This window comes from Rhodococcus sp. T2V (assembly GCF_029269925.1).
Lineage (GTDB): Bacteria > Actinomycetota > Actinomycetes > Mycobacteriales > Mycobacteriaceae > Rhodococcus_F > Rhodococcus_F koreensis.
In genome coordinates this window covers 21,932-41,202 of sequence record NZ_JARJBD010000034.1, presented here as the reverse complement: position 1 = coordinate 41,202, position 19,271 = coordinate 21,932, and the positions used below count along the sequence as shown (strand labels likewise).

At 67.2% G+C, this 19,271-nt stretch carries 19 protein-coding genes and 3 pseudogenes; 7 read left to right on the top strand and 15 right to left on the bottom strand.

Annotation, left to right across the window (positions count from 1 at the left end; translation table 11 throughout):
- Nucleotides 1-16 precede the first annotated feature (16 nt).
- From P3H15_RS26360 to P3H15_RS26345, 4 genes are all read right to left on the bottom strand, one after another.
- Nucleotides 17-1,261, bottom strand: coding sequence for a dihydrolipoamide acetyltransferase family protein (locus tag P3H15_RS26360; RefSeq protein WP_276139926.1), 1,245 nt, complete (start codon nt 1,259-1,261; stop codon nt 17-19).
- Nucleotides 1,262-1,291: 30 nt separating this feature from the next.
- The gene (locus P3H15_RS26355; protein WP_276139925.1) at nt 1,292-2,275 is read right to left on the bottom strand and encodes an alpha-ketoacid dehydrogenase subunit beta; all 984 of its coding nucleotides are present in this window, start codon (nt 2,273-2,275) and stop codon (nt 1,292-1,294) included.
- Nucleotides 2,272-3,369: a pyruvate dehydrogenase (acetyl-transferring) E1 component subunit alpha gene (pdhA, locus tag P3H15_RS26350; protein ID WP_276139924.1), complete on the bottom strand. Its 1,098-nt coding sequence runs from the start codon at nt 3,367-3,369 to the stop codon at nt 2,272-2,274. Before pdhA ends, P3H15_RS26355 begins: the two co-directional genes overlap by 4 nt.
- Nucleotides 3,370-3,610: 241 nt before the next feature.
- A complete protein-coding gene (locus P3H15_RS26345) occupies nt 3,611-3,979 on the bottom strand; it encodes a DoxX family protein (RefSeq protein WP_276139923.1) in 369 nt (122 codons plus the stop codon).
- Between the two features lie 115 nt (nt 3,980-4,094).
- Between P3H15_RS26345 and P3H15_RS26340 the strand changes: the two genes are divergently transcribed.
- Nucleotides 4,095-5,123 (top strand): phosphotransferase family protein, encoded by a 1,029-nt coding sequence (locus tag P3H15_RS26340; protein WP_276139922.1) that lies wholly within the window; start codon nt 4,095-4,097, stop codon nt 5,121-5,123.
- Between the two features lie 22 nt (nt 5,124-5,145).
- Here P3H15_RS26340 and P3H15_RS26335 read toward each other — a convergent pair whose 3' ends face one another.
- On the bottom strand, nt 5,146-5,583 hold the full coding sequence (locus P3H15_RS26335; RefSeq protein ID WP_276139976.1) for a thioesterase family protein: 438 nt from the start codon (nt 5,581-5,583) through the stop codon (nt 5,146-5,148).
- Nucleotides 5,584-5,665: 82 nt separating this feature from the next.
- Between P3H15_RS26335 and P3H15_RS26330 the strand changes: the two genes are divergently transcribed.
- Both P3H15_RS26330 and P3H15_RS26325 read left to right on the top strand, forming a co-directional pair.
- A complete protein-coding gene (locus tag P3H15_RS26330) occupies nt 5,666-6,856 on the top strand; it encodes a benzoate/H(+) symporter BenE family transporter (protein WP_276139921.1) in 1,191 nt (396 codons plus the stop codon).
- A 7-nt stretch (nt 6,857-6,863) separates the two neighbouring features.
- On the top strand, nt 6,864-7,373 hold the full coding sequence (locus tag P3H15_RS26325; protein WP_276139920.1) for an O-acetyl-ADP-ribose deacetylase: 510 nt from the start codon (nt 6,864-6,866) through the stop codon (nt 7,371-7,373).
- A gap of 61 nt (nt 7,374-7,434) precedes the next feature.
- Here the strand turns inward: P3H15_RS26325 and P3H15_RS26320 are convergent.
- The 7 genes and pseudogenes from P3H15_RS26320 to P3H15_RS26290 form a co-directional block, all read right to left on the bottom strand.
- Nucleotides 7,435-7,701 (bottom strand): annotated as a pseudogene (locus tag P3H15_RS26320) (LysR family transcriptional regulator); the annotation flags it as partial.
- Nucleotides 7,694-9,163, bottom strand: a complete 1,470-nt coding sequence (locus tag P3H15_RS26315) for a nucleobase:cation symporter-2 family protein (RefSeq protein WP_276139919.1) — start codon at nt 9,161-9,163, stop codon at nt 7,694-7,696. The pseudogene P3H15_RS26320 and the gene P3H15_RS26315, both read right to left, overlap by 8 nt.
- A 10-nt stretch (nt 9,164-9,173) precedes the next feature.
- Nucleotides 9,174-10,067, bottom strand: coding sequence for a factor-independent urate hydroxylase (pucL, locus tag P3H15_RS26310; protein ID WP_276139918.1), 894 nt, complete (start codon nt 10,065-10,067; stop codon nt 9,174-9,176).
- 2 nt (nt 10,068-10,069) lie between these two features.
- Complete coding sequence (gene uraH, locus P3H15_RS26305) at nt 10,070-10,414, bottom strand: hydroxyisourate hydrolase (protein WP_072946167.1); 345 nt, start codon at nt 10,412-10,414, stop codon at nt 10,070-10,072.
- Nucleotides 10,411-10,920: a 2-oxo-4-hydroxy-4-carboxy-5-ureidoimidazoline decarboxylase gene (uraD, locus tag P3H15_RS26300; RefSeq protein WP_276139917.1), complete on the bottom strand. Its 510-nt coding sequence runs from the start codon at nt 10,918-10,920 to the stop codon at nt 10,411-10,413. Before uraD ends, uraH begins: the two co-directional genes overlap by 4 nt.
- Nucleotides 10,921-11,151: 231 nt before the next feature.
- Nucleotides 11,152-11,619, bottom strand: coding sequence for a DUF6328 family protein (locus tag P3H15_RS26295; protein ID WP_276139916.1), 468 nt, complete (start codon nt 11,617-11,619; stop codon nt 11,152-11,154).
- Between the two features lies 1 nt (nt 11,620).
- Complete coding sequence (locus P3H15_RS26290) at nt 11,621-12,436, bottom strand: shikimate 5-dehydrogenase (RefSeq protein ID WP_276139915.1); 816 nt, start codon at nt 12,434-12,436, stop codon at nt 11,621-11,623.
- A gap of 85 nt (nt 12,437-12,521) precedes the next feature.
- On the opposite strand from P3H15_RS26290, the gene P3H15_RS26285 reads away from it, so the two are divergent.
- Nucleotides 12,522-14,096 (top strand): molybdopterin-dependent oxidoreductase, encoded by a 1,575-nt coding sequence (locus tag P3H15_RS26285; RefSeq protein WP_276139914.1) that lies wholly within the window; start codon nt 12,522-12,524, stop codon nt 14,094-14,096.
- A gap of 13 nt (nt 14,097-14,109) precedes the next feature.
- Here P3H15_RS26285 and P3H15_RS26280 read toward each other — a convergent pair.
- Nucleotides 14,110-14,391 (bottom strand): annotated as a pseudogene (locus tag P3H15_RS26280) (HNH endonuclease family protein); the annotation flags it as partial.
- A 187-nt stretch (nt 14,392-14,578) separates the two neighbouring features.
- Between P3H15_RS26280 and P3H15_RS26275 the strand changes: the two are divergent.
- The 3 genes from P3H15_RS26275 to P3H15_RS26265 all read left to right on the top strand — a co-directional run bounded on the left by P3H15_RS26275 (nt 14,579) and on the right by P3H15_RS26265 (nt 18,324).
- Nucleotides 14,579-15,751, top strand: coding sequence for a tyrosine-type recombinase/integrase (locus tag P3H15_RS26275; RefSeq protein WP_276139913.1), 1,173 nt, complete (start codon nt 14,579-14,581; stop codon nt 15,749-15,751).
- 70 nt (nt 15,752-15,821) lie between these two features.
- Entirely contained in the window at nt 15,822-17,909 is a 2,088-nt protein-coding gene (locus P3H15_RS26270; RefSeq protein ID WP_276139912.1) for a site-specific integrase, read from the top strand.
- A gap of 13 nt (nt 17,910-17,922) precedes the next feature.
- Entirely contained in the window at nt 17,923-18,324 is a 402-nt protein-coding gene (locus P3H15_RS26265) for a DUF6262 family protein (protein ID WP_276139911.1), read from the top strand.
- Between the two features lie 97 nt (nt 18,325-18,421).
- Here P3H15_RS26265 and P3H15_RS26260 read toward each other — a convergent pair.
- Nucleotides 18,422-18,862 (bottom strand): annotated as a pseudogene (locus P3H15_RS26260) (deoxyribonuclease); the annotation flags it as partial.
- Between the two features lie 64 nt (nt 18,863-18,926).
- A complete protein-coding gene (locus P3H15_RS26255; RefSeq protein WP_012688484.1) occupies nt 18,927-19,244 on the bottom strand; it encodes a hypothetical protein in 318 nt (105 codons plus the stop codon).
- Nucleotides 19,245-19,271 lie beyond the last annotated feature (27 nt).

The window sequence follows — 19,271 nt, the reverse complement described above, 5'->3', positions numbered from 1 at the left end:
CCAAACGTACCGAGGATCAGAGGTGCGCGAGCAGTGAGGCGGGATCGTGCAGCATCGCCGCGACGGACGACAGGAACCTCGACCCCTGTTCGCCGTCGACCACCCGGTGATCGAACGACACGCTCAACGTGGTGACCCACCGCACCGCGAGTTCGTCCTCGTGCACCCACGGTCTCTTGCCGACGCTGCCGAGGCACAGGATGGCCGCCTCGCCGGGGTTGAGGATGGGTGTGCCCGCGTCGACACCGAACACCCCGACGTTGGTGATCGACACCGTGCCGCCGGTCAGCTGCGCGGGATCGGCCTTGCCGCTGCGCGCGGTCGCGGTCAGTTCGGTGATCGCGCGGCACAATTCGACCAGGCTCAGCGACTGCGCCTCCTTGATGTTGGGGACCACCAGACCGCGGGGTGTGGCCGCGGCGATACCGAGATTGACGTATTGCTTGGTGACGATCTCCTGGTTCTCCTCGTCCCACGAGGCGTTGAGGCTCGGGTTCGCCCGCAATGCGACGATCATCGCCTTCGCGACCAGGCTCAGCGGTGTCACCGACAGTCCCTCGAATTCGGGGAGGTCACGCAGACGCTCGAGCAGTTCCACCGAGCGCGTCACGTCGACGGTCACGAATTCGGTGACGTGCGGGGCCGTGAACGCGCTGCGGACCATCGCCGCCGCCGTCTGCTTGCGGACACCGCGGATCGGGGTGCGGGTCTCGCGCGGCAGCGACTCGGAAGGCTCCGGCGAGACTGACGGCTCAGTCGATCCCGCATAGGATTCCACGTCGTTCCTGGTCACGGCGCCGGACGGTCCCGTCCCCGTGACGACCGCGAGGTCGATCCCGCGTTCACGGGCCGTGAGCCGGGCGGCCGGCGACGCGTCGGGGCGCCTGCGGTCCGGGCGGACAGCCTCCGCGCGGGCAGTCTCCGGGCCGACGGATCGCCGCCGGGCGCGCTTGCTCTCGGCGGCGGCTTCGGGCCCGTAGCCCACCAGGACGGGTGTGCGCACGGGAGCCTCCTCGATGGCCGCATCCGTCGCGATCCGGATGATCGGTGTCCCCACCGGCACCGTCGCGCCCGGTGCGACCAGCAGTTCCTCCACGACACCCGGGTACGGCGAGGGCAACTCGACGAGCGCCTTCGCCGTCTCGACTTCGCCGATCACCTGATTGAGTTCGATCGTCTGGCCCACCGCGACGGCCCAGGAGACCAGTTCGGCCTCCGTCAGTCCCTCACCGAGATCGGGTAGGCGGAATTCCTGTGCCAACGGACAACTCCTCTCCTCCGGTGAAGGCGATCAGGCCGCAAGACTGCGATCGACGGCGTCGAGCAGGCGGTCGGCGTCCGGCAGATGATGCCGTTCCAGCTTCGACGGGGGATACGGGACGTCGAATCCGCCGACCCGCAGGACCGGAGCGTCCAGCTGGTAGAAGCACCGCTCGGAGATGCGGGCCGCGATCTCCGCACCCAGCCCGAGGAACGTCGACGCCTCGTGCGCGATGACGAGTCTCCCGGTCTTGCGAACCGACTCCTCGACGGTGTCGAAGTCGATCGGGGAGAGGGAGCGCAGGTCGATCACCTCGAGGGAGTGCCCCTCGCCGGCGGCGATCGACGCCGCCGACAGGGCCGTCGGCACGACGGAGCCGTACGCGACGATGGTCGCATCCGTGCCCGCCCGGGCCACCCGGGCCCGATGCAGCGGCAGGTCCGGTTCGGCGTCCACGTCGAACTCGGCCTTGTCCCAGTACCGCCGCTTCGGTTCGAAGAACACCACCGGGTCGTCCGCCGCGACGGACTGCTGGATCATGTGGAACGCGTCCGCCGGGTTGCTGGGGGTGACCACGCGGAGTCCGGCGGTGTGGACGAAGTACGCCTCCGGCGACTCCGAATGGTGTTCGACCGCGCCGATGCCGCCGCCGTACGGGATCCGGATCGTGAGGGGCGCGGTGACCCGGCCCTGTGTGCGGTAGTGAATCTTGGCGACCTGCGAGACGATCTGGTCGAAGGCGGGGTAGACGAATCCGTCGAACTGGATCTCGCACACCGGCCGGTAGCCGCGCAGCGCCATCCCGAACGCCGCGCCGACGATCCCCGATTCGGCGAGCGGGGTGTCGATGACCCGGTTGTCGCCGAAGTCCTTCTGCAGAGTGTCGGTGACGCGGAAGACCCCGCCGAGGCGCCCGACGTCCTCGCCCATGATCACGACCTTCCGGTCGTGTTCGAGGGCGCGCCGCAGACCGGCGTTGAGCGCGGCGCCGAGCGACAGCGTGGTGGTGGTCATGACAGTGCCTCCTCGATGCCGGCGAAACCTGCGAGATACGCGCCGTACTGCTCGCGTTCCTCGTCGATGAGCGGGTGGTCGGTGGAATAGACGTGATCGAACAGATCGAGCGGCGCGGGGTCGGGCGCCTCGACGGTCCCCGAGCGCAGTCGCGCGGCCACGGCGTCTGCGGTGGCCTGCACCCGGGCGAGGAAGTCGTCGCCCAGCAGTCCCTCCCGGTCGAGGAGCCGCTTCATCCGGTCGATGGGGTCGCGGGCCTTCCAGATCTCCGTCTCGGCCGCGGCCCGGTACCGGGTGGGATCGTCCGACGTGGTGTGGGGGCCCATCCGGTACGTGATGGCCTCGATGAACGTCGGTCCACTGCCTTCGCGGGCGCGCTGGGTGGCCTGGCGGGTGACCGCCAGGACCGCGAGAACGTCGTTGCCGTCCACCCGGAGGGCGGGCATGCCGTAACCGGCGGCGCGCTGTGCGATGGGGACGGGACTCTGCAGGTGGACCGGTTCGCTGATCGCGAACTGGTTGTTCTGGCAGAAGAATACGACCGGTGCGTTGAAACTCATCGAGAAGCCGAGGGCCTCCGCGAGGTCGCCCTGACTGGTGGCGCCGTCGCCGAAGTAGGCGATCGTCGCGATCTCCGCACCGTCGAGGTGGGCGCCCATGGCGTACCCGGTGGCGTGCAGCCCCTGGGAGCCGACGACGATCGCCGGATTCGTCACGTTCACGGAACTCGGATCCCAGGCCGAATGCGCGCATCCCCGCCACATGCGGGTCATCACACCCGGGTCCACGCCCCGGCAGTAGGCGACGGCATGTTCGCGGTAGCTGATGAACGCGTAGTCGTCGGGACGGAGGGCGCGGGCGGAGCCGACCTGGGCGGCTTCCTGACCGAGCAGCGGGGCCCAGAGTCCCAGTTCACCCTGGCGTTGCAGGGCGACCGCCTCGACATCCATCCGACGCGCGGCGACGAGGTCCTCGTACAGGTCGCGCAGTTGGTCGGGTCCGATGTCGCGGACGAGGCTCGTGTAGTCGGGTCTGAAGACCCGTCGGCCGTCCGGCTGGATGAGCTGGACCGGATAGGCAATCTTGTCGACCATCGGGGTCACCTCGTGTTGTCGAGTCCGTGAACCTTGTGGGTTCGTCGGAGACGGGTACTGCGGTAGGACGGGTGTGTCCTACTTCACAGCATCCACGGGAACGCGAAGTGCGCAAGTGGCACCGCCGACGTCGAGCAGAATGCCCAGTTTCGGGGGTGCGATGGGTGTCATGCTGCGTCTAATGACCAATTCGAACGCCACCGACGCATGGTTGTCGCTGCAATTGTCCGAAACGTCCGGATCACCCCGCGAACACGAACCCGATCGAGGCGAGGACGGCGAGCACCGCGAGGTAGACCGCGGGCATCGCGACGGCCCGGGTATCGGGATTGCCGTAATCGCCGTGTCTGGCGTGAAACGCGATAGCGCACAAGAGGAGAATCAGCAGCGCCACCGTCGCGATCACGCCCAGCGGAGTCCAGTAGAGGCCGACGAGAACGCCGATACCGCCCGCGAGTTCCGCCACGCCGATCAGCCGCACCTGCTGCCCGCTCAGGCCCCGGGCCTGCAACCCCGTCCACGCGGTTCCCTTCAGTCTCAGCTTGGGAATGCTCACGGCGACGGCGCTCACGGCGAGGAGCACGCCACACACGATGAGGAAAACTTCCACGTCCGTCCCTCCAGTTCCGGCCGATTCGGCCTCACTGTTGCCACCCTAGGGCCGCGACCTGCGGTGCGGACCGGTTCCCTCCGCATCGGGCTTCCGAGCGGTTAGCATCGAGCGCGTGAATGCTGTGGGGCTGAACGAAGATGCCGTTTCTGCGTGGATTGCCGGACTCGGTGTGGGAGCGATCGCGCCGCTGAGCTTCGAGAGGATCGGGAACGGTCAGTCGAATCTCACGTACGCGGTCAGCGACGCGGGTGGCGGACGGTGGGTGCTGCGGCGACCACCGCTCGGACATCTGCTCGCGTCGGCGCACGACGTGGTCCGCGAACACCGGATTCTGTCTTCTCTGCAGGGATCCGACGTTCCGGTGCCGAAGATTCTCGGACTCACCGAAGATCCGGAGGTCACGGACGCGCCGCTCGTGCTGATGAGTTACGTCGCGGGGGTGGTGATCGACAGTGTCGGCGTGGCGAAGAAGCTGACACCCGAGCAGCGGGGTGCCGTCGGGCTGGCGATGCCGAAGGCGCTCGCGAAGATTCACGCGGTCGACCTCCGGGACGCCGGGCTGGAGGACCTGGCCAGCCACAAACCTTACGCGGCAAGGCAGTTGAAGCGCTGGACGGATCAGTGGGAGAAGTCCCGCACCCGCGAGGTCCCGGCCATCGAGGATCTGGCCGGGATTCTCGAGCGCAACATGCCGGAGCAGGCCGAACTGTCGTTGGTGCACGGTGATTTTCACCTGAGCAACGTCATCACCTCGCCGGAGGAGGGCGAGGTGGTCGCGGTGGTCGACTGGGAACTGTGCACGCTGGGAGACCCGCTCGCCGACGTGGGCGCGCTGCTGGCCTACTGGCCCGAGGCAGGCGACGAGGACGCCGGACCGTTCCCCGCCTCCACCCTCGAGGGATTCCCCACCCGGGCCGAACTCGTGGAGGCCTATGTCCACCACACCAAACGCGATGTCACGCACGTCGGGTACTGGCACGTGCTCGCGTTGTGGAAGCTGGCGATCATCGCCGAAGGCGTGCTGCGCCGCGTGATCGACGACCCCCGCAACAAGGCCGAGACCGGTGCGCCCACGGTCGCGCTGATCGACGGGATCATCGCCCGGGCGGTGGCCACCGCCGAGGCCGAGGGCCTGCGCTGAACCACCCGGTGGTGCCGGACCCTCAGGGCGTGCCCGGCGCCGCCAGAAGGGTTACGGCGCTGCGAATTTCGTCAGGGATCGGAACCGGCGTGCGGGTCTTCGCGTCCACGTAGACGTGAACGAAGCGGCCGAGAGCGGCGAGGTCGAGTGCGTCGCCGTTCTCGCGGAAAATGGCGAGCGCGTACACGATGCTCCGGGTGCCCAGCTTCTCGACGGACAATCCCACCTGCAGGCGGTCCGGGAACGTCAGCTCGCTGACGTACCTGCAGGACGTCTCGGCGACCACGCCGATGGCGGGCAGATCCCGGATGTCGGTGCCCGTCGTCGCGATCAGCCAGCCGTTGACGGCCGTGTCGAAGTACGAGTAGTACGTGACGTTGTTGACGTGCCCGTAGTGGTCGTTGTCCGCCCAGCGGGTCGGCACCGGCCACAGCGCGGGGAAGTGTGCGGCGGTCGGCATCGCGGGGGCGTCGTCGTGTTTCACCGTCCCGACCCTAATGCCACGGATCGTCTGCACCCCGCGTCGGGCAGAATCGCGTCCTATGTCTGTGCCCGACAGTGATGTGCGTTCACCGGATTCCGCCGCCCAGCCGATCAGCGCCGGAATCGTCACCGCCCTGGTGGGCTTCACCAGTTCGTTCGCGGTCGTACTCACCGGGCTGACGGCGGTGGGCGCGAACTCCGCCCAGGCCGCGTCGGGACTGCTGGCGCTGTGTGTGACGCAGGCGCTGGGGATGCTGTGGATGTCGCGGCACTACCGCATGCCGATCACCCTCGCGTGGTCGACGCCGGGCGCGGCTCTGCTCGCCGGGGCGGGAACGGTGAGCGGCGGGTGGCCCGCCGCGGTCGGGGCGTTCGCCGTCGTGGGGGCGGCGGTGATCCTCACGGGGCTGTGGCCGCGGCTGGGACGGCTCATCGCGGCCATCCCCCCGGCCCTCGCGCAGGCGATGCTCGCCGGGGTGCTGCTGCCGCTGTGCCTGGCGCCGGTGCTGGCGTTGCGCGACGCCCCGCTCGCCGTTGCGCCCGTCGTCCTCGTGTGGCTGGTTCTGCAGCGGTATTCGCCGCGGTGGGCGGTCCCGGCCGCGTTCGCGGCTGCCGCGGTGGTGATCGCGGTCGGTCTCGTCTCCGGCAACGACACCCTCGACACCAGCGCGCTCCTGCCGAGGCTCGACGTCACGGCACCGGCATGGACGTGGCAGGCGATGGTCGGGATCGCGATCCCGCTGTACATCGTGACGATGGCGTCCCAGAACATTCCCGGCACCGCCGTCATGAATTCCTTCGGCTACCGGGTGCCGTGGCGGCCGGCCATGCTGGTGACCGGTGTCGGGACCCTCGTCGGCGCCCCCGCGGGTGGGCACGCCATCAACCTCGCCGCCATCAGCGCCGCGCTCGCCGCCGCGCCGTCCGCACATCCCGACCCACGGAAACGCTGGATCGCGGCGTTCACGGCAGGCTGGGCGTACCTCGTGCTCGCGGTGTGTTCCGCCGCGGTCGCCGCACTCATCGCCGCGGCGCCCGAGGGCGTCGTGGAGGCCGTCGCCGGACTCGCCCTCCTCGGCACCCTCGGCGGGGCTCTGGCCTCCGCCCTCGACGACGTCCGCGAACGGGAGGGTGCCGTCGTCACGTTCCTGATCGCCGCCTCGGGGGTGAGCATCCTCGGCATCGGGTCCGCATTCTGGGCGCTGGTCGCCGGACTGATCGTGCGGGTCGCGGTGGGCTCGCGGCGATAATGGGCACATGACCACCATCGAGGTAGTGCAGGGTGACATCACGACGGTCGAGGTCGACGCGATCGTCAACGCCGCCAACTCCGGACTGCTCGGCGGCGGTGGCGTGGACGGCGCCATCCACCGGGCCGGTGGCCCCGAGATCCTCGCCGAATGCCGGCAACTGAGGGCCACCACATTGCAGGACGGACTGCCGGCGGGACACGCGGTCGCGACGACGGCGGGCCGGTTGCCCGCCCGATGGGTGATCCACACGGTCGGCCCCGTCTATTCCGCTTCGGACGATCGGTCGGCCACCCTGCGCAGCGCGTACACCGCGAGCCTGGCGGTGGCCGCCGATGTCGGCGCGCAGTCCGTCGCGTTCCCGCTGATCTCGTCCGGGGTGTACGGCTGGCCCGCGGACGACGCCGTCCGGCAGGCGGTCGGCGCCGTCCGTGACTCGGACTCCGGGATTCCGCGGGTGCTGTTCGTGGCGTTCGACGCGCGGATGGCGTCGCTGCTGCGGGCCGAGGTGGGGTGAGGACGCCTGCCCGCGTCCCCACCCCTCACCGGGTCCGGATCCGCCGTGACGCCATAGCGGTGGCCGAGGCCACGAACTCCTCGGTGGCGTCGAGGGTGCGCTGCGCGTACGGAAGCAGTCGCCCGCCGACCGGGGTCAGGATCGCCCGGCGACTGCTCCGCTCGATCAGGGTGACCCCGAGCCCGGTCTCGAGAGCAGCCAGCGCCCTCGAGAGGGTGGGCTGGCTGATCCCGAGATCCGATGCCGCCGAGCCGAAATGCAGGTGGGTGGCGACGGCGGCGAACGCGCGGAGTTGCGTCAGCGTCGGCTGATACGGCTGATCACTCATTGCGCACGGCGGAGGTGCGCGCCGTGTCCGCCCGGGGCTCGGTGTCCGCCGGTCGCTCAATGTCGGCCGGGTGCTCCGACTCTTCAGCGCGGTGGACGGCGACGGGAGGCGCCGCCGACACCACCGACGGCGCGGGCCGGTTGCCCGCCTTGATCTCGTTGAACAGGATGTTCAGCAACACCGCGACGATGCTCGCCGCGCTGATTCCCGAGTCGAAGACGATGTGCACCCACTCCGGGAAGGCCGAGTAGAACTCGGGCACCGCGATCGGGATGACGCCGAATCCGAGGGCCACCGCGACGATCACCAGGTTCAGGTTGCCGTCGTACGACACCTTGGACAGGGTGCGGATTCCGCTCGCGGCCACCGAGCCGAAGAGCACGATCCCGGCGCCGCCGAGGACGGGCAGCGGCACGGAGGCCACCAGCCGACCCAGGATGGGGAACAGCCCGAGAGCGAACAGGACCGAACCGCCTGCCGCGACGACGTACCGGCTCTTGATCCCGGTGATCGCGACGAGCCCGACGTTCTGGGCGAACGCGCTGGCCGGGAACGTCCCGAACACCGGTGCCACGGTGGTGGCGAGCATGTCGGCGCGGAGTCCGTCGCCGACCCGGCGAGCATCCACCTTCGTCCCCACGATCTCGCCGACCGCGAGGATGTCCGCCGTCGTCTCGGTCATGATCACCAGGATCACCACCGTCATCGAGATGATCGCGCCGATCTGGAACAGCGGGGTGCCGAACGCGAACACCTGCGGCAGTTCGAAGATCGCACCCTTCCCGACGGCACTGAAGTCGGCCTTGCCGATCAGCGCGGCGAACAGCGTGCCCACCACGATGCCGATCAGGATGGACAACCGCGACAGGGTGCCCTGGACCAGTCGGCTCACCAGCAACACGACGAACAGGCTGAACCCGGCGAGTCCGATGTTGGACATCGATCCCCAGTCCGGGGCCTTGGCGTTGCCGCCCATCGCCCACCGCACCGCGACCGGCAGGAGGGAGATGCCGATGACCGTGATGATCGACCCGGTGACGACGGGGGGAAAGTAGCGCACGATCTTGCAGAAGAAGGGGCTGATCAGCAACCCGATCACGCCTGCGACCATGATGGCCCCGAACACCGAGCGCAGCCCGCCCGGACCGGCGGCCACCGCCACCATCGTCGACACCGAGGCGAAGGAAATGCCCTGCACCAGGGGGAGTTTGGCGCCGAAGAAGGGAACGCCGAGGGTCTGCAGCAAGGTGGCGGCGCCGCTGACGAACAAGGCCGCCGACACGAGCAGGCCGATCTCGACGCCGGTCAGTCCGGCGGCGCCGCCGACGATCAGGGGAGGCGCGATCACGCCGCCGTACATGGTCAGGATGTGCTGCAACCCGTAGATGTACGACTTTCCGAGCGGCAAACGCTCGTCTTCGGGTCCGGTCGTTCCGGCGACCCGATGTCCGATCCGCTTCATCGCCGCGCTCCTAGCAGAATCCGGGAACGGAATCCCAGGCGCGGCCGGCGTCGGGCGCGCCCTCACGCTCGACGGTCGCCTCGATCAACCCGTAGGGGCGGTCGGCGGCGAAGAACACCTCGCCGGGGTTGTCGAGTCCGAACGGTTCCAGGTCGACCAGGAAGTGGTGCTTGTTCGGCATCGAGAACTTCACCTCGGCGATCTCCGGATGCGCCTCGAGGACCGCCGAACCCATCTGGAACAGCGACTGCTGCAGCGCGAGCGAATGGGTGGTGGCGAACGCCTCCAACATGATTGCGCGCACGTTCTCGAACGTCTTGTCGAAGTCGACGTCGGTGGTGAGGTACCGCCATCGGGCGCTCACCGACGTCGCGAGGATCCGGTCGGACGTCTCCTGCAGGGTCGTGTACTTGTCCTTCGGGTATCCGCGGAACTCCGAACCCGTCGACTTCAGCACCACCATGTTGCTGAGACCGGACACGATCCAAATCCGGTCGCCGTCGATGGTGACCACGGTGTTGCGTCGTTCGTCGCTGGATCGGACGAAGGAATGGTCGTGGCCCTCGCCGTCGACCGGGATCCGCGCCCACGAGTACTGCTCGATCTCCCACCGCCCGCCGGTGATCCACTCGAACTCGCCGGTGAAGTGCTTCCCGAGTCGCATGGCGAACGTCTCGATCGCGCCGACGCCGTCGCGCGCGAACGCGTACACCGTGTTCTTCTGGGTGTCCGTGGCCACGACGTGCGCGTTGTCGCCTTCGGTGTGTACCGCGTCGAGGTCTCCGCGCAGTTGCGAAGTGACGGTGACGTCTTCGATCTCGTGTCGCTTGGTGTCCCGGGTGATCTTGACCAACCGGACTTCCGCCTTGCCGTACTGGTTCTGGCCGAGCACGATCTTGCTCATGATTAGCTCCCTCGGTAGGTCGAGTATGCGAATGGGCTGAGAAGGACAGGTACGTGGTAGTGCTGTTCGCTGTCGGTGAGGGCGAACGTGATGGTGATGTCGGGGTAGAACGTCGGACGTCCCTTCGCGGCGAAGTAGCGTCCGGTGTCGAACACGATCCGGTAGGTGCCCGGCTCGAGTCGGGCAGGTCCCAGGGCCGCGGCGCGCCCGTCGTCGTCGGTGACGGCGTCGGCGACGGTGACCCACGCGGACTCTCGCAGGACCGCCAGCGTGACCGGCACCTCCCGCGCGGGCATGCCTTCGGCCGCGTCCAGCACGTGGGTGGTGACCTGGCTGACGTCGCTCATGCGTCCAGCATCCCGGTGAGCCGGAGTGCGGCGATGTCGCGCAGTTCCTCTGCGACAACGGCCAATTCGCCGGCCTCGTCGTTGACCAGCCTGCGGTCGAGGGCGGTGAGGACGTCGGACGTGCTGCGCCCGGCGGCGCGGATCAGGAAGACCCGTCCGAACTTGTCCTCGTAGGCGCGGTTGCCGTCGGTCAGCCGTTTCTTCGCCGCCGCGTCGGACGAATCGACGTTCGACTGCTCCGAGCGGGCCAGGTGCGACTCGGCGTCGTCGCCGCCCGGGGGTTCACCGATTCGGGGGTGGTGGGCGAGGGCCAGTTCAATCTCCTCCGCGGAGAGCGGGCCGGCCCCCGTCCTGGCCGCGGTGAGCAGCGAGGCGCGATCGGGGTACGGCCGGGCGGAGACGAGTTCGTCTGCCCACCGGGGGATGTCCAGGCAGATTCGCGCCCATTCCATTGCCTCGGACCGTGACGCCTCGTTGAATCGTTGGAGTCCTGCATCGAAAACCATGCGACCCTTCTTCCACAATGCGAAATAATGATTCCGTATAGAGAAGCGTGACAGGGGTCACAATTCGTGTCAAGACCCAAAATTGAATTAATCCAGATTCGGACACGGTTGGGGTTTACGGCCGACCGGGGGCGTGACGGGTCCCGGATGCGGTGGTGGGGGAACCACCTGCGGTGAGAAAAACGTTGTCGGGCAACAGCTCGCGGACAACGGGACGCGGAGCGGCGGGACCTACTCCTCGCCGTCGGCGTGGTGATTGAAAAGACGGGGCAACACAAACCAGAGCGTCGCGAACATCAGCGCGGCCGCCACGCCGATCACGATCGCGACCGGACCGCCCACTGCCACTTCGGCAATCAGGATCACGGTGCCGGTCATGGCGGCGGCCAGAAATCCGACACCCCACAGCGCGAACAGGTTGGCCTTACGCAGGATGTCGGCCCGGCGGCCCTGACGGAACAGCACGCGATGCCAGACCGCCGGGGCGATGAGGAGCGCCGAGGACACCGTCGTCAGGAGCACCGTGACGAGATGCAGCATGCGGAGGCCGAACGACTGCTCCTCGTACGCCTCGGTGAAGGCGACCGCCAGGAGGAAGGCGAACAGGATCTGCACACCGGCCTGCGCGACACGGAGTTCCTGCAGTAGCTCGCTGAAATTGCGGGCGAGCCGCTGCGCGGGTGTCTCGGCGGTGGTCACCTCACGACCGTGAATACTCGGAGGCCCTGCGGATCTCTTCGGGAGACGGGCGCACGCCGGTGTAGAGGACGAACTGTTCCGCGGCCTGCAACGCGATCACCTCGGCGCCCGTGATGACGGTCTTGTGGCGTTCGGCCGCCGCCCGGATCAGTGGCGTCGCGGCGGGCATCGCCACCACGTCGAATACGGCCTCCGCCGCGTCGATCGCGTCGAGTTCGAATGCCAGATCCTCGGCCTCGGGACCACCGGCCATTCCGACGGGGGTGGCATTGATCAGCAGCCCCGGTCGCGCCGCGCCCAGTTCGGGCTGCCAGTCGAATCCGTACTGCTTCGCGACGGCGCCGCCGGTCTTCTCGTTGCGGGCGATCACGGTGACGTCGGTGAACCCGTAGTCGCGCACGGCGGCGACGACGGCCTTGGCCATGCCGCCGCTCCCGGCCACCGCCACCGAGAGCGAGTGGGGCAACGCGTTGTCGCGCAACAGGTTCGCGATGGCCTGGTAGTCGGTGTTGTAGGCGTGCAACGCCCCGTCCTCGTTGACGATCGTGTTGACGGACTCGATGACCGACGCCGATTCGTGCATCACGTCGACATAATCGATGATCTGCTCCTTGAACGGCATGGAGACACCGGCGCCGCGGATCCCCAGCGCCCGGATGCCGCCGACCGCGGCCTGGAGGTCGTTGGTGGTGAAGGCTTTGTACACGAAATTGAGGCCCAGCTCGCCGTACAGATAATTGTGAAACCGGGTGCCGATGTTGCTCGGCCGGCCGGAGAGCGAGATGCAGAGAAGAGTGTCTTTGTCGAGCTGGTTCATCCGGTAAATACTAGTGGTGGGCTCCCATCCGTGCGCGTTCTCAGCTCCGAATACACGGTGACGACGGCAAAGGAGCAAGGCTGCGATGACTACCACGATCGGTGACCGGCACGAGGCGGCGCGGACGCCACGGAGACGGCGGCACCTGTTCTCGCGCGCGCTCGCCGGAGTGATCGCCGCCGGCATGGTACTCGGAGTGGGCGAACTGCTGGCGGCGCTGATCGACCCGAATGCGTCGCCGTTCTACGCAGTCGGATCGACGACGGTGGACCGCAGCCCCGCCTGGGCCCGCGAGTTCGCGATACACACGTTCGGCACCAACGACAAACCCGCGTTGTTCGTGGGCATGACGATCCTCATCGTGGCCCTCGCTGCGGTCGCGGGGATCGTCGAGCGCCCCCGGGCCCCGTTCGGCAGCGCAATCCTCGCGGTGCTCGGGCTGGTCGGAATCGTGGCCGCCACCCAGCGTCCCGGCGCCACCTGGATGTATGCGCTGCCGACAGTGGTGGGTGTCGTCGCCGGTATCGCGGTCCTGCGGGTGCTGACTGCCACCGCGCGGGCACCCGAGAACTCGGACTCCGAGGATTCGTGGTTGCCGCGCCGCACTTTTCTCCTGGTGGCCGCAGCCGCCGCCGCGACGGCCGCGGCCGCGGGAGCCGCGGGCCGGTACCTCGGGCAGCAGGTCGCGGGCGCCGTGGACAACCGCCGCGCCTTCGCGATTCCCGGGGTGACGGACCGGGCGGCCGCGATCGCGCCGGGCACCGACATCGGCGTGCCGGGCGGCACCCCGTTCGTCACGTCGAACGAGGACTTCTACCGGATCGACACCGCCCTGCGGGTGCCGCGGCTGACGACGGACGACTGGCAACTGCGTATCCACGGCATGGTGGACCGCGAACTCACCCTCTCGTGGGACGACCTGATCGCACGCACGCCCGTGGAACGGCTGATCACGTTGACGTGCGTGTCCAACGAGGTCGGTGGAAACCTCGCGGGCAACGCCACGTGGATCGGCTACCCCATCAAGGACATCCTCGACGAGGCAGGCGTGCACCCCGACGCCGACATGCTGCTGTCCACGAGCAGCGACCACTTCACGGCGGGCACCCCGGTCGCGGCGCTGCGGGACGGACGCGACGCGATTCTCGCGGTGGCGATGAACGGTCAGCCGCTGCCGTTCGAACACGGTTACCCCGTGCGGCAGGTCGTCCCCGGTCTCTACGGCTACGTGTCGGCCACCAAATGGGTGGTGGAGTGGGAACTCACACGATTCGACAAGGCCGAGGCCTACTGGACGAAGCGCGGGTGGTCCGCGGAAGGTCCGATCAAGACCGCATCCCGGATCGACGTGCCCGCCCCGTTCGCACCCACCGCGCCCGGCCCGGTACTCGTCGCCGGAACCGCATGGGCGCAGCACCGCGGCATCGAGAAGGTGGAGGTACGGGTCGACAACGGCGCATGGCAGACCGCGACCCTCGCCCCGCAGTACAGCATCGACACCTGGCGGCAGTGGACGTGGGAGTGGGAGGCCGCGTCCGGCCTGCACACACTCCAGGTGCGCGCCACCGATCTGGACGGCAACGTGCAGGTGGAGGAGCGGACGCCGCCGGTCCCGAGCGGCGCCACCGGCTGGCACACCCGGTCGTTCACGGTGGCCTGAGGCGCTGAGACGATCACGGACACCACTCCGCCACTTCGGCGAGCGCGTCGCGGTCCGCCTGTGTCACCGGAAGTCCGTACTCCACCGCCACCGAGAGGTACTTGCCCGCGTAGAAGCAGCGGTACGCCGGGTTCGGTGGCAGCCAGTCCTGCGGGGTCTGGTCGCCCTTGTCCTGATTGTCGGCGCCGTTGACGGCCAGCAGGTTGAACGTGACGTCGTTGGCGAACCGGAGCCGGCGCTCGGGCGGCCACGTCGACGCGCCCATGTCCCACGCCGCCGCCAGCGGGTAGACGTGGTATCCGGCACTAGGAGTGTTGTGCCGTTCACATCATCGACATGGGTGTAGTTCGTCGGCGATCGTCGTCACGGGTACACGTATCGGACGTTGGCATGCGATGCCGACGACATCGCTGACACACCGGACGGCAATCCCGAGACTGAGGCATTGAGCGCGTTAGCGTGGTCACGTCGAAGGAGACCAGATGGCGTCCACGCAACGTGTGATGACCGGCGGAGAGACGACGTGGACGGTGGTGTCCGATTCCCACACACTCGTCGAACCGATCGAGCAGTATCTGGAATTCGCCCGTCAATCGGAGTTCTCTCCGAACACCATCAAAACGTACGCGCGTGGTCTGGCACTCTGGTGGTCCTACCTGGAGAAGTCGGGACGGCAGTGGGATACGGTCCAGCTCAGCGACTTCGGACAATTTCTGATGGCCGTGCGCACCGGTCAGTTCGATCCGGCGATCCGGCAACTTCATCCGGAAGCGACCGTCACAGAAGCAACCGTGGCGATCCGCATACGACCGGTGATGAGCTTCTACCGATACCATGCCGCGTTCGGCGTCGATGCCGCATCGTTCCTCTACGAGCACGTGCGATCACGGCCGGGCAGATATATGCCGATGCTCGAACACATTGCTCGTCGAAATACTCAGCGACGGACTGCTATCCGCGTGAGACTCCGAAACCGGCGGACTCCACTGCTGGAGCCGGACTCCATCGACGCCCTGATCGCAGCCGAGGCATCGTGCGCGCCGACCGGCGACTGGTCAGGAGATCTGCGGTACCGATTTCTCTGGACCTTGCTGGCCGAGACCGGCATGCGAATCGGTGAAGCACTCTCACTTCAGCATCGAGACTGGAACACCAGCCGCGGCGACACGGCATCGGTTGCCATCGTGCCACGACCACACCCCCACGGACTGATACCGAAATCCGGCTACCGCAAGATCTTCGTCGGCAGCCGCCTCGACCGCCTCTACGGCGATTTCGTGTGGTGGCTCTGCGACCATGGCGCAGACGGCGTGATCGACGACTGGGACACCGGATACATCTTCTGCAACACCCGACGCGAACCGCTCTACGCACCACTGCGCGGCGAAAGCGTGTATGCGCACCTGAGAGCGATGAAACGGAAGGTGCCGCAGCTACCGGAATCGATGACGCCGCACTGGTTCCGTCATACCCACGCCACCGCACTGCTGCTCGCGGGAACACCGCTGCATGTGGTCAGCAGGCGACTCGGGCACCGAGACGTGCAAACCACGATCAACAGGTATGGGCACGTCACCGAGGACGCCGAACTCGAAGCGCTGGCGAACTGGCGTGACGTCGTATCCGGATGGGAGACGAAAACTGATGTCCCGTAGTCAAAAACGCGATCCCGGCCCAGAACCTAAACGCCTCGAAAGCCGCGACCTGCGGCTGCCCGTCTCGGAGATGTTTGATCCCCTTCGGGCGCGGCAGCTGTGGGATTCACTGCCCGAGCCATGCCGCAGAGATCATTTCGACAAGAAGAACATGCCCGACATCTACGCCCCCGCGGTCGCCGAGCGCAGCGTGGGAGGAGGACCATGGACATCGGTGGCCCTGAACTTTCGCTCGCTGCCGGAACCGATGACCTGGGAGTTGGCCTGGTTGATCCACCGGGAGGTGGAATTGGGTAGAAATATCCACCCAGTGCACTTCAACGCCGCCACAGGAACCCTGCGTGCCGCTACTGGCTACGGTGGGAAGACTGCCCGGTCGGCGCAGTCATTGCTGCACCTCACCCCTGAACAGTGGCTGAGAGAGGCGCAGCGGGCGCGGTTACGCGGACTGCAGCGCGGAGCCAGCCACGACGGAAATGCTCTCCACCGTTTGCGGCGTCTACAGGACATTCTTGTCTACCCCTACCATCAGGGCCCGTGGTGGCAGCTGAACCTGTGGAATCCACAACTCGACCCCCGCGTTCCCCAACGTGAACACGAACCGATGGGCCAACACACCGCCAACTTCAGTCGACTGAGCAGTGACTGGCTCCGTGAGGGCGCCAAATTATGGCTCTCGGAGAACCTCGAGAACGGCCGCTACAGCTGGAGCACGATCAAATCGCGTCTCGACGCACTCAAATGGCTTCAACGCCATCTCGACACGGTCGGTGACGCCGGCCCCGCCCTGACCAGCGACCCTTCCACCTTCCGGCCGTTCGTGCGGGGATTCTGCGAGATGCTACGCACGCACACCGTCACCACCGGAAAGAACAAGAACCAGCTCCTGGGCAAGAATCCGCGTCGGAACATCATGACCTCGATTGAACAGTTCTACCAATGGATGTTTGACCATCGCGACGAAGCGTCCCACACGCTGGGCCAACCCGAATGGCGACTACTGCGCCCCGAGCACTGCGTGTTGTTCCGGCCCGAAGACAAACCACGCCTGACCAACAAGCGACACGACGACGACATGGTCCTCGAAGACGCGGTGGTCACCAGGATCGCCGCCGGCGCCGAACTGCTCGCGAAGCCACGCACCGAGGGCGGCCTCGGTGACATCCAGGCCTTTCACATCTTGATGCTCCTCATTCGCACCGGACGCCGAGTCAACGAGATCCTCATGATGGACTTCGACCCCTTGATCCCACTCCAGAGAACATCGAAGCCGCATTCCGACACGGTCGACAGTGCGGACTTCGTGGCCCGCATGCGCTACCAACAGACGAAGATCGAATCCGCACAACCCGCCTCGATCCCGGTCGATGCCGAAATCGTCACCGTCATCAGGGCTCAACAACAGGTCGCGCGAGAGCACATGGCGCGAGTCGGCAGACCAGACCAGACTCCCAGATACCTTTTCCTGAAACGTATTCAGAACCGCAACGGCACCGCGTCCTATCCAATGCCCACCTTGCATGCGCACCTGGCCGCACTCGCGGATCGCTTGGCGATCACCGACAGCGCCGGACACCCGGTCACGATCAGTAAGACACACCGCTTCCGACACACAGCCGCCACCAACCTGCTCAACGCGGGCGTTCCATTGCACGTGGTGATGAGATACTTCGGACATGTCAGCCCTGAAATGACCATGCACTATGCGGTGACGCTGTCGGAAACCCAGGAGCGTGAATTCCTGCGCTACAAGAAGGTCACCAGCGACGGCCGAGCCCCCGCGATCGACACCTCGGATCTCTACGACTTCCTCAAGCTCGACAGCCGGGCTGATCGCGTTCTGCCGAACGGTTGGTGCACCCTCCCGCCGAAGCAGTCCTGCGACAAGGGCAACGCGTGCTTGACCTGCCCGAAGTTCGTAACTGATGCCACCCATGCCACCGAACTCTCCCGGCAACTCGAGGAGACCCAGCGGCTCATCGAGATCCGCAAGGAGACATTCGCGGCCCGCTACGGAACGCAGATGAGCGAGGACAACGTCTGGCTACAAGGCCGCACCGACGAGGTCACCTCACTCAACCAGATCCTGCTCGCGATCACCGACGCCGCCGACCAACACGGAATCCGCGGCGCCGGAGTCCACGACCACACCGCCTGACGGGAGCCGAATCATGCCCGAACACCTCCAGCAAGCTGCACGCCGCCGACACGACCAGGCCATGGCACGGGCCACCGACGCACTCCGAGAACTGTCCTCGGCTGGCCAGCCGGTCACCTTCGCGAGCGTCGCCCGCAAGGCCGGACTCTCGACCGACTTCCTCTACAAGCACGGCGACCTCCGCCGAAAGATCGAAGACCTCCGCACCACGGCCGGCCACCACAGCGCGGGCCGCGACACCACCCCCGCCGAGCAGCCGACCACATCCTCCGCAGTCCGCGCCCTGTCCACCCAGCTGAAGGAAATCCGCAGCCGCCACCACGCAGAAATGCTCGAGCTCCGACAGGCCCTCGCCGCCGCCCACGGAGAGAATCTCACACTCCGACGCGAAATCGCCCAGCTAAGACCCCTCTAGCAACACAGCGCCTGGCACGCTCGACCTCACCCAAGCATGCAGACGTCGTCGGCATGCCGACGACGCTCTGACCACGACCTTTCGCTGGCAACACCTACGAAGCAACAGATACGACGTGGTCGATCTGGACGGCTTTCGCGTCCGCCCGGTCGAACGGGAGCACCTCACCGGAGTACGGATCGGCGAGGACACCGCTGAGCACCACGCAGTCGCGGGTGCCGTCGCGGAAGACCACCGAGCGGAGATCGATTGCCAGAACGTTGTTGCGGGTGTCGCACCCGTCGTGGCCGCCCGCGGCGTCCTGGTCGTCGGTCCAGGCCGGTCCGAAGACGCACAGCTCCCGGCCGGAACACCCGCGCTGGTATCCGCCCGGGTGCGGACGGGATTCGACCGTCGCGACCCGCCCGAGCAACTCCTCGATGTGCGCGCGGGGCGGGCTGCCCGGTGCGGGGCTGTCACCCAGGTCGAGCAGCGACACCCCGCAACCACCGGCCGACAGGATCACGGCCAGCCACGCCGTCACGTACAGAAGTCTCATGCGTCCCCCGGCGCTCGAAAACTCTCCCCTACCGTCCAGGAGTATGCACCGGGCCCCCGACAGGTCAGCTGAAGGGCAGGCGCACCGCGGCGATCGACGACACGTGCGTGCCGTCGTGACCGATGACCCAGGAACCGCCGCTCTGCCGGCATTCGGCGAGCAGGTCGAGCGTGCGCAGGAGGAAGAAGATCGCCTCGCTGGCGACGGGAGTGACCGCAAGCCGGTGCGCCTCACCGTGTTTCATTCCGTCGAGCCACACACCCGACTGCCCGTCCAGGCGAATGGTGACGATGTGGGTGGCATCGACGAAGGCGTACTTCCGTTGCTCCCACGGGGTGGTGAGCGCGTACCCCTGTTCGAGAACCTGGATCAGGATGCTCATGGCCGACTCCCGAGAGTTTCCGGCAGC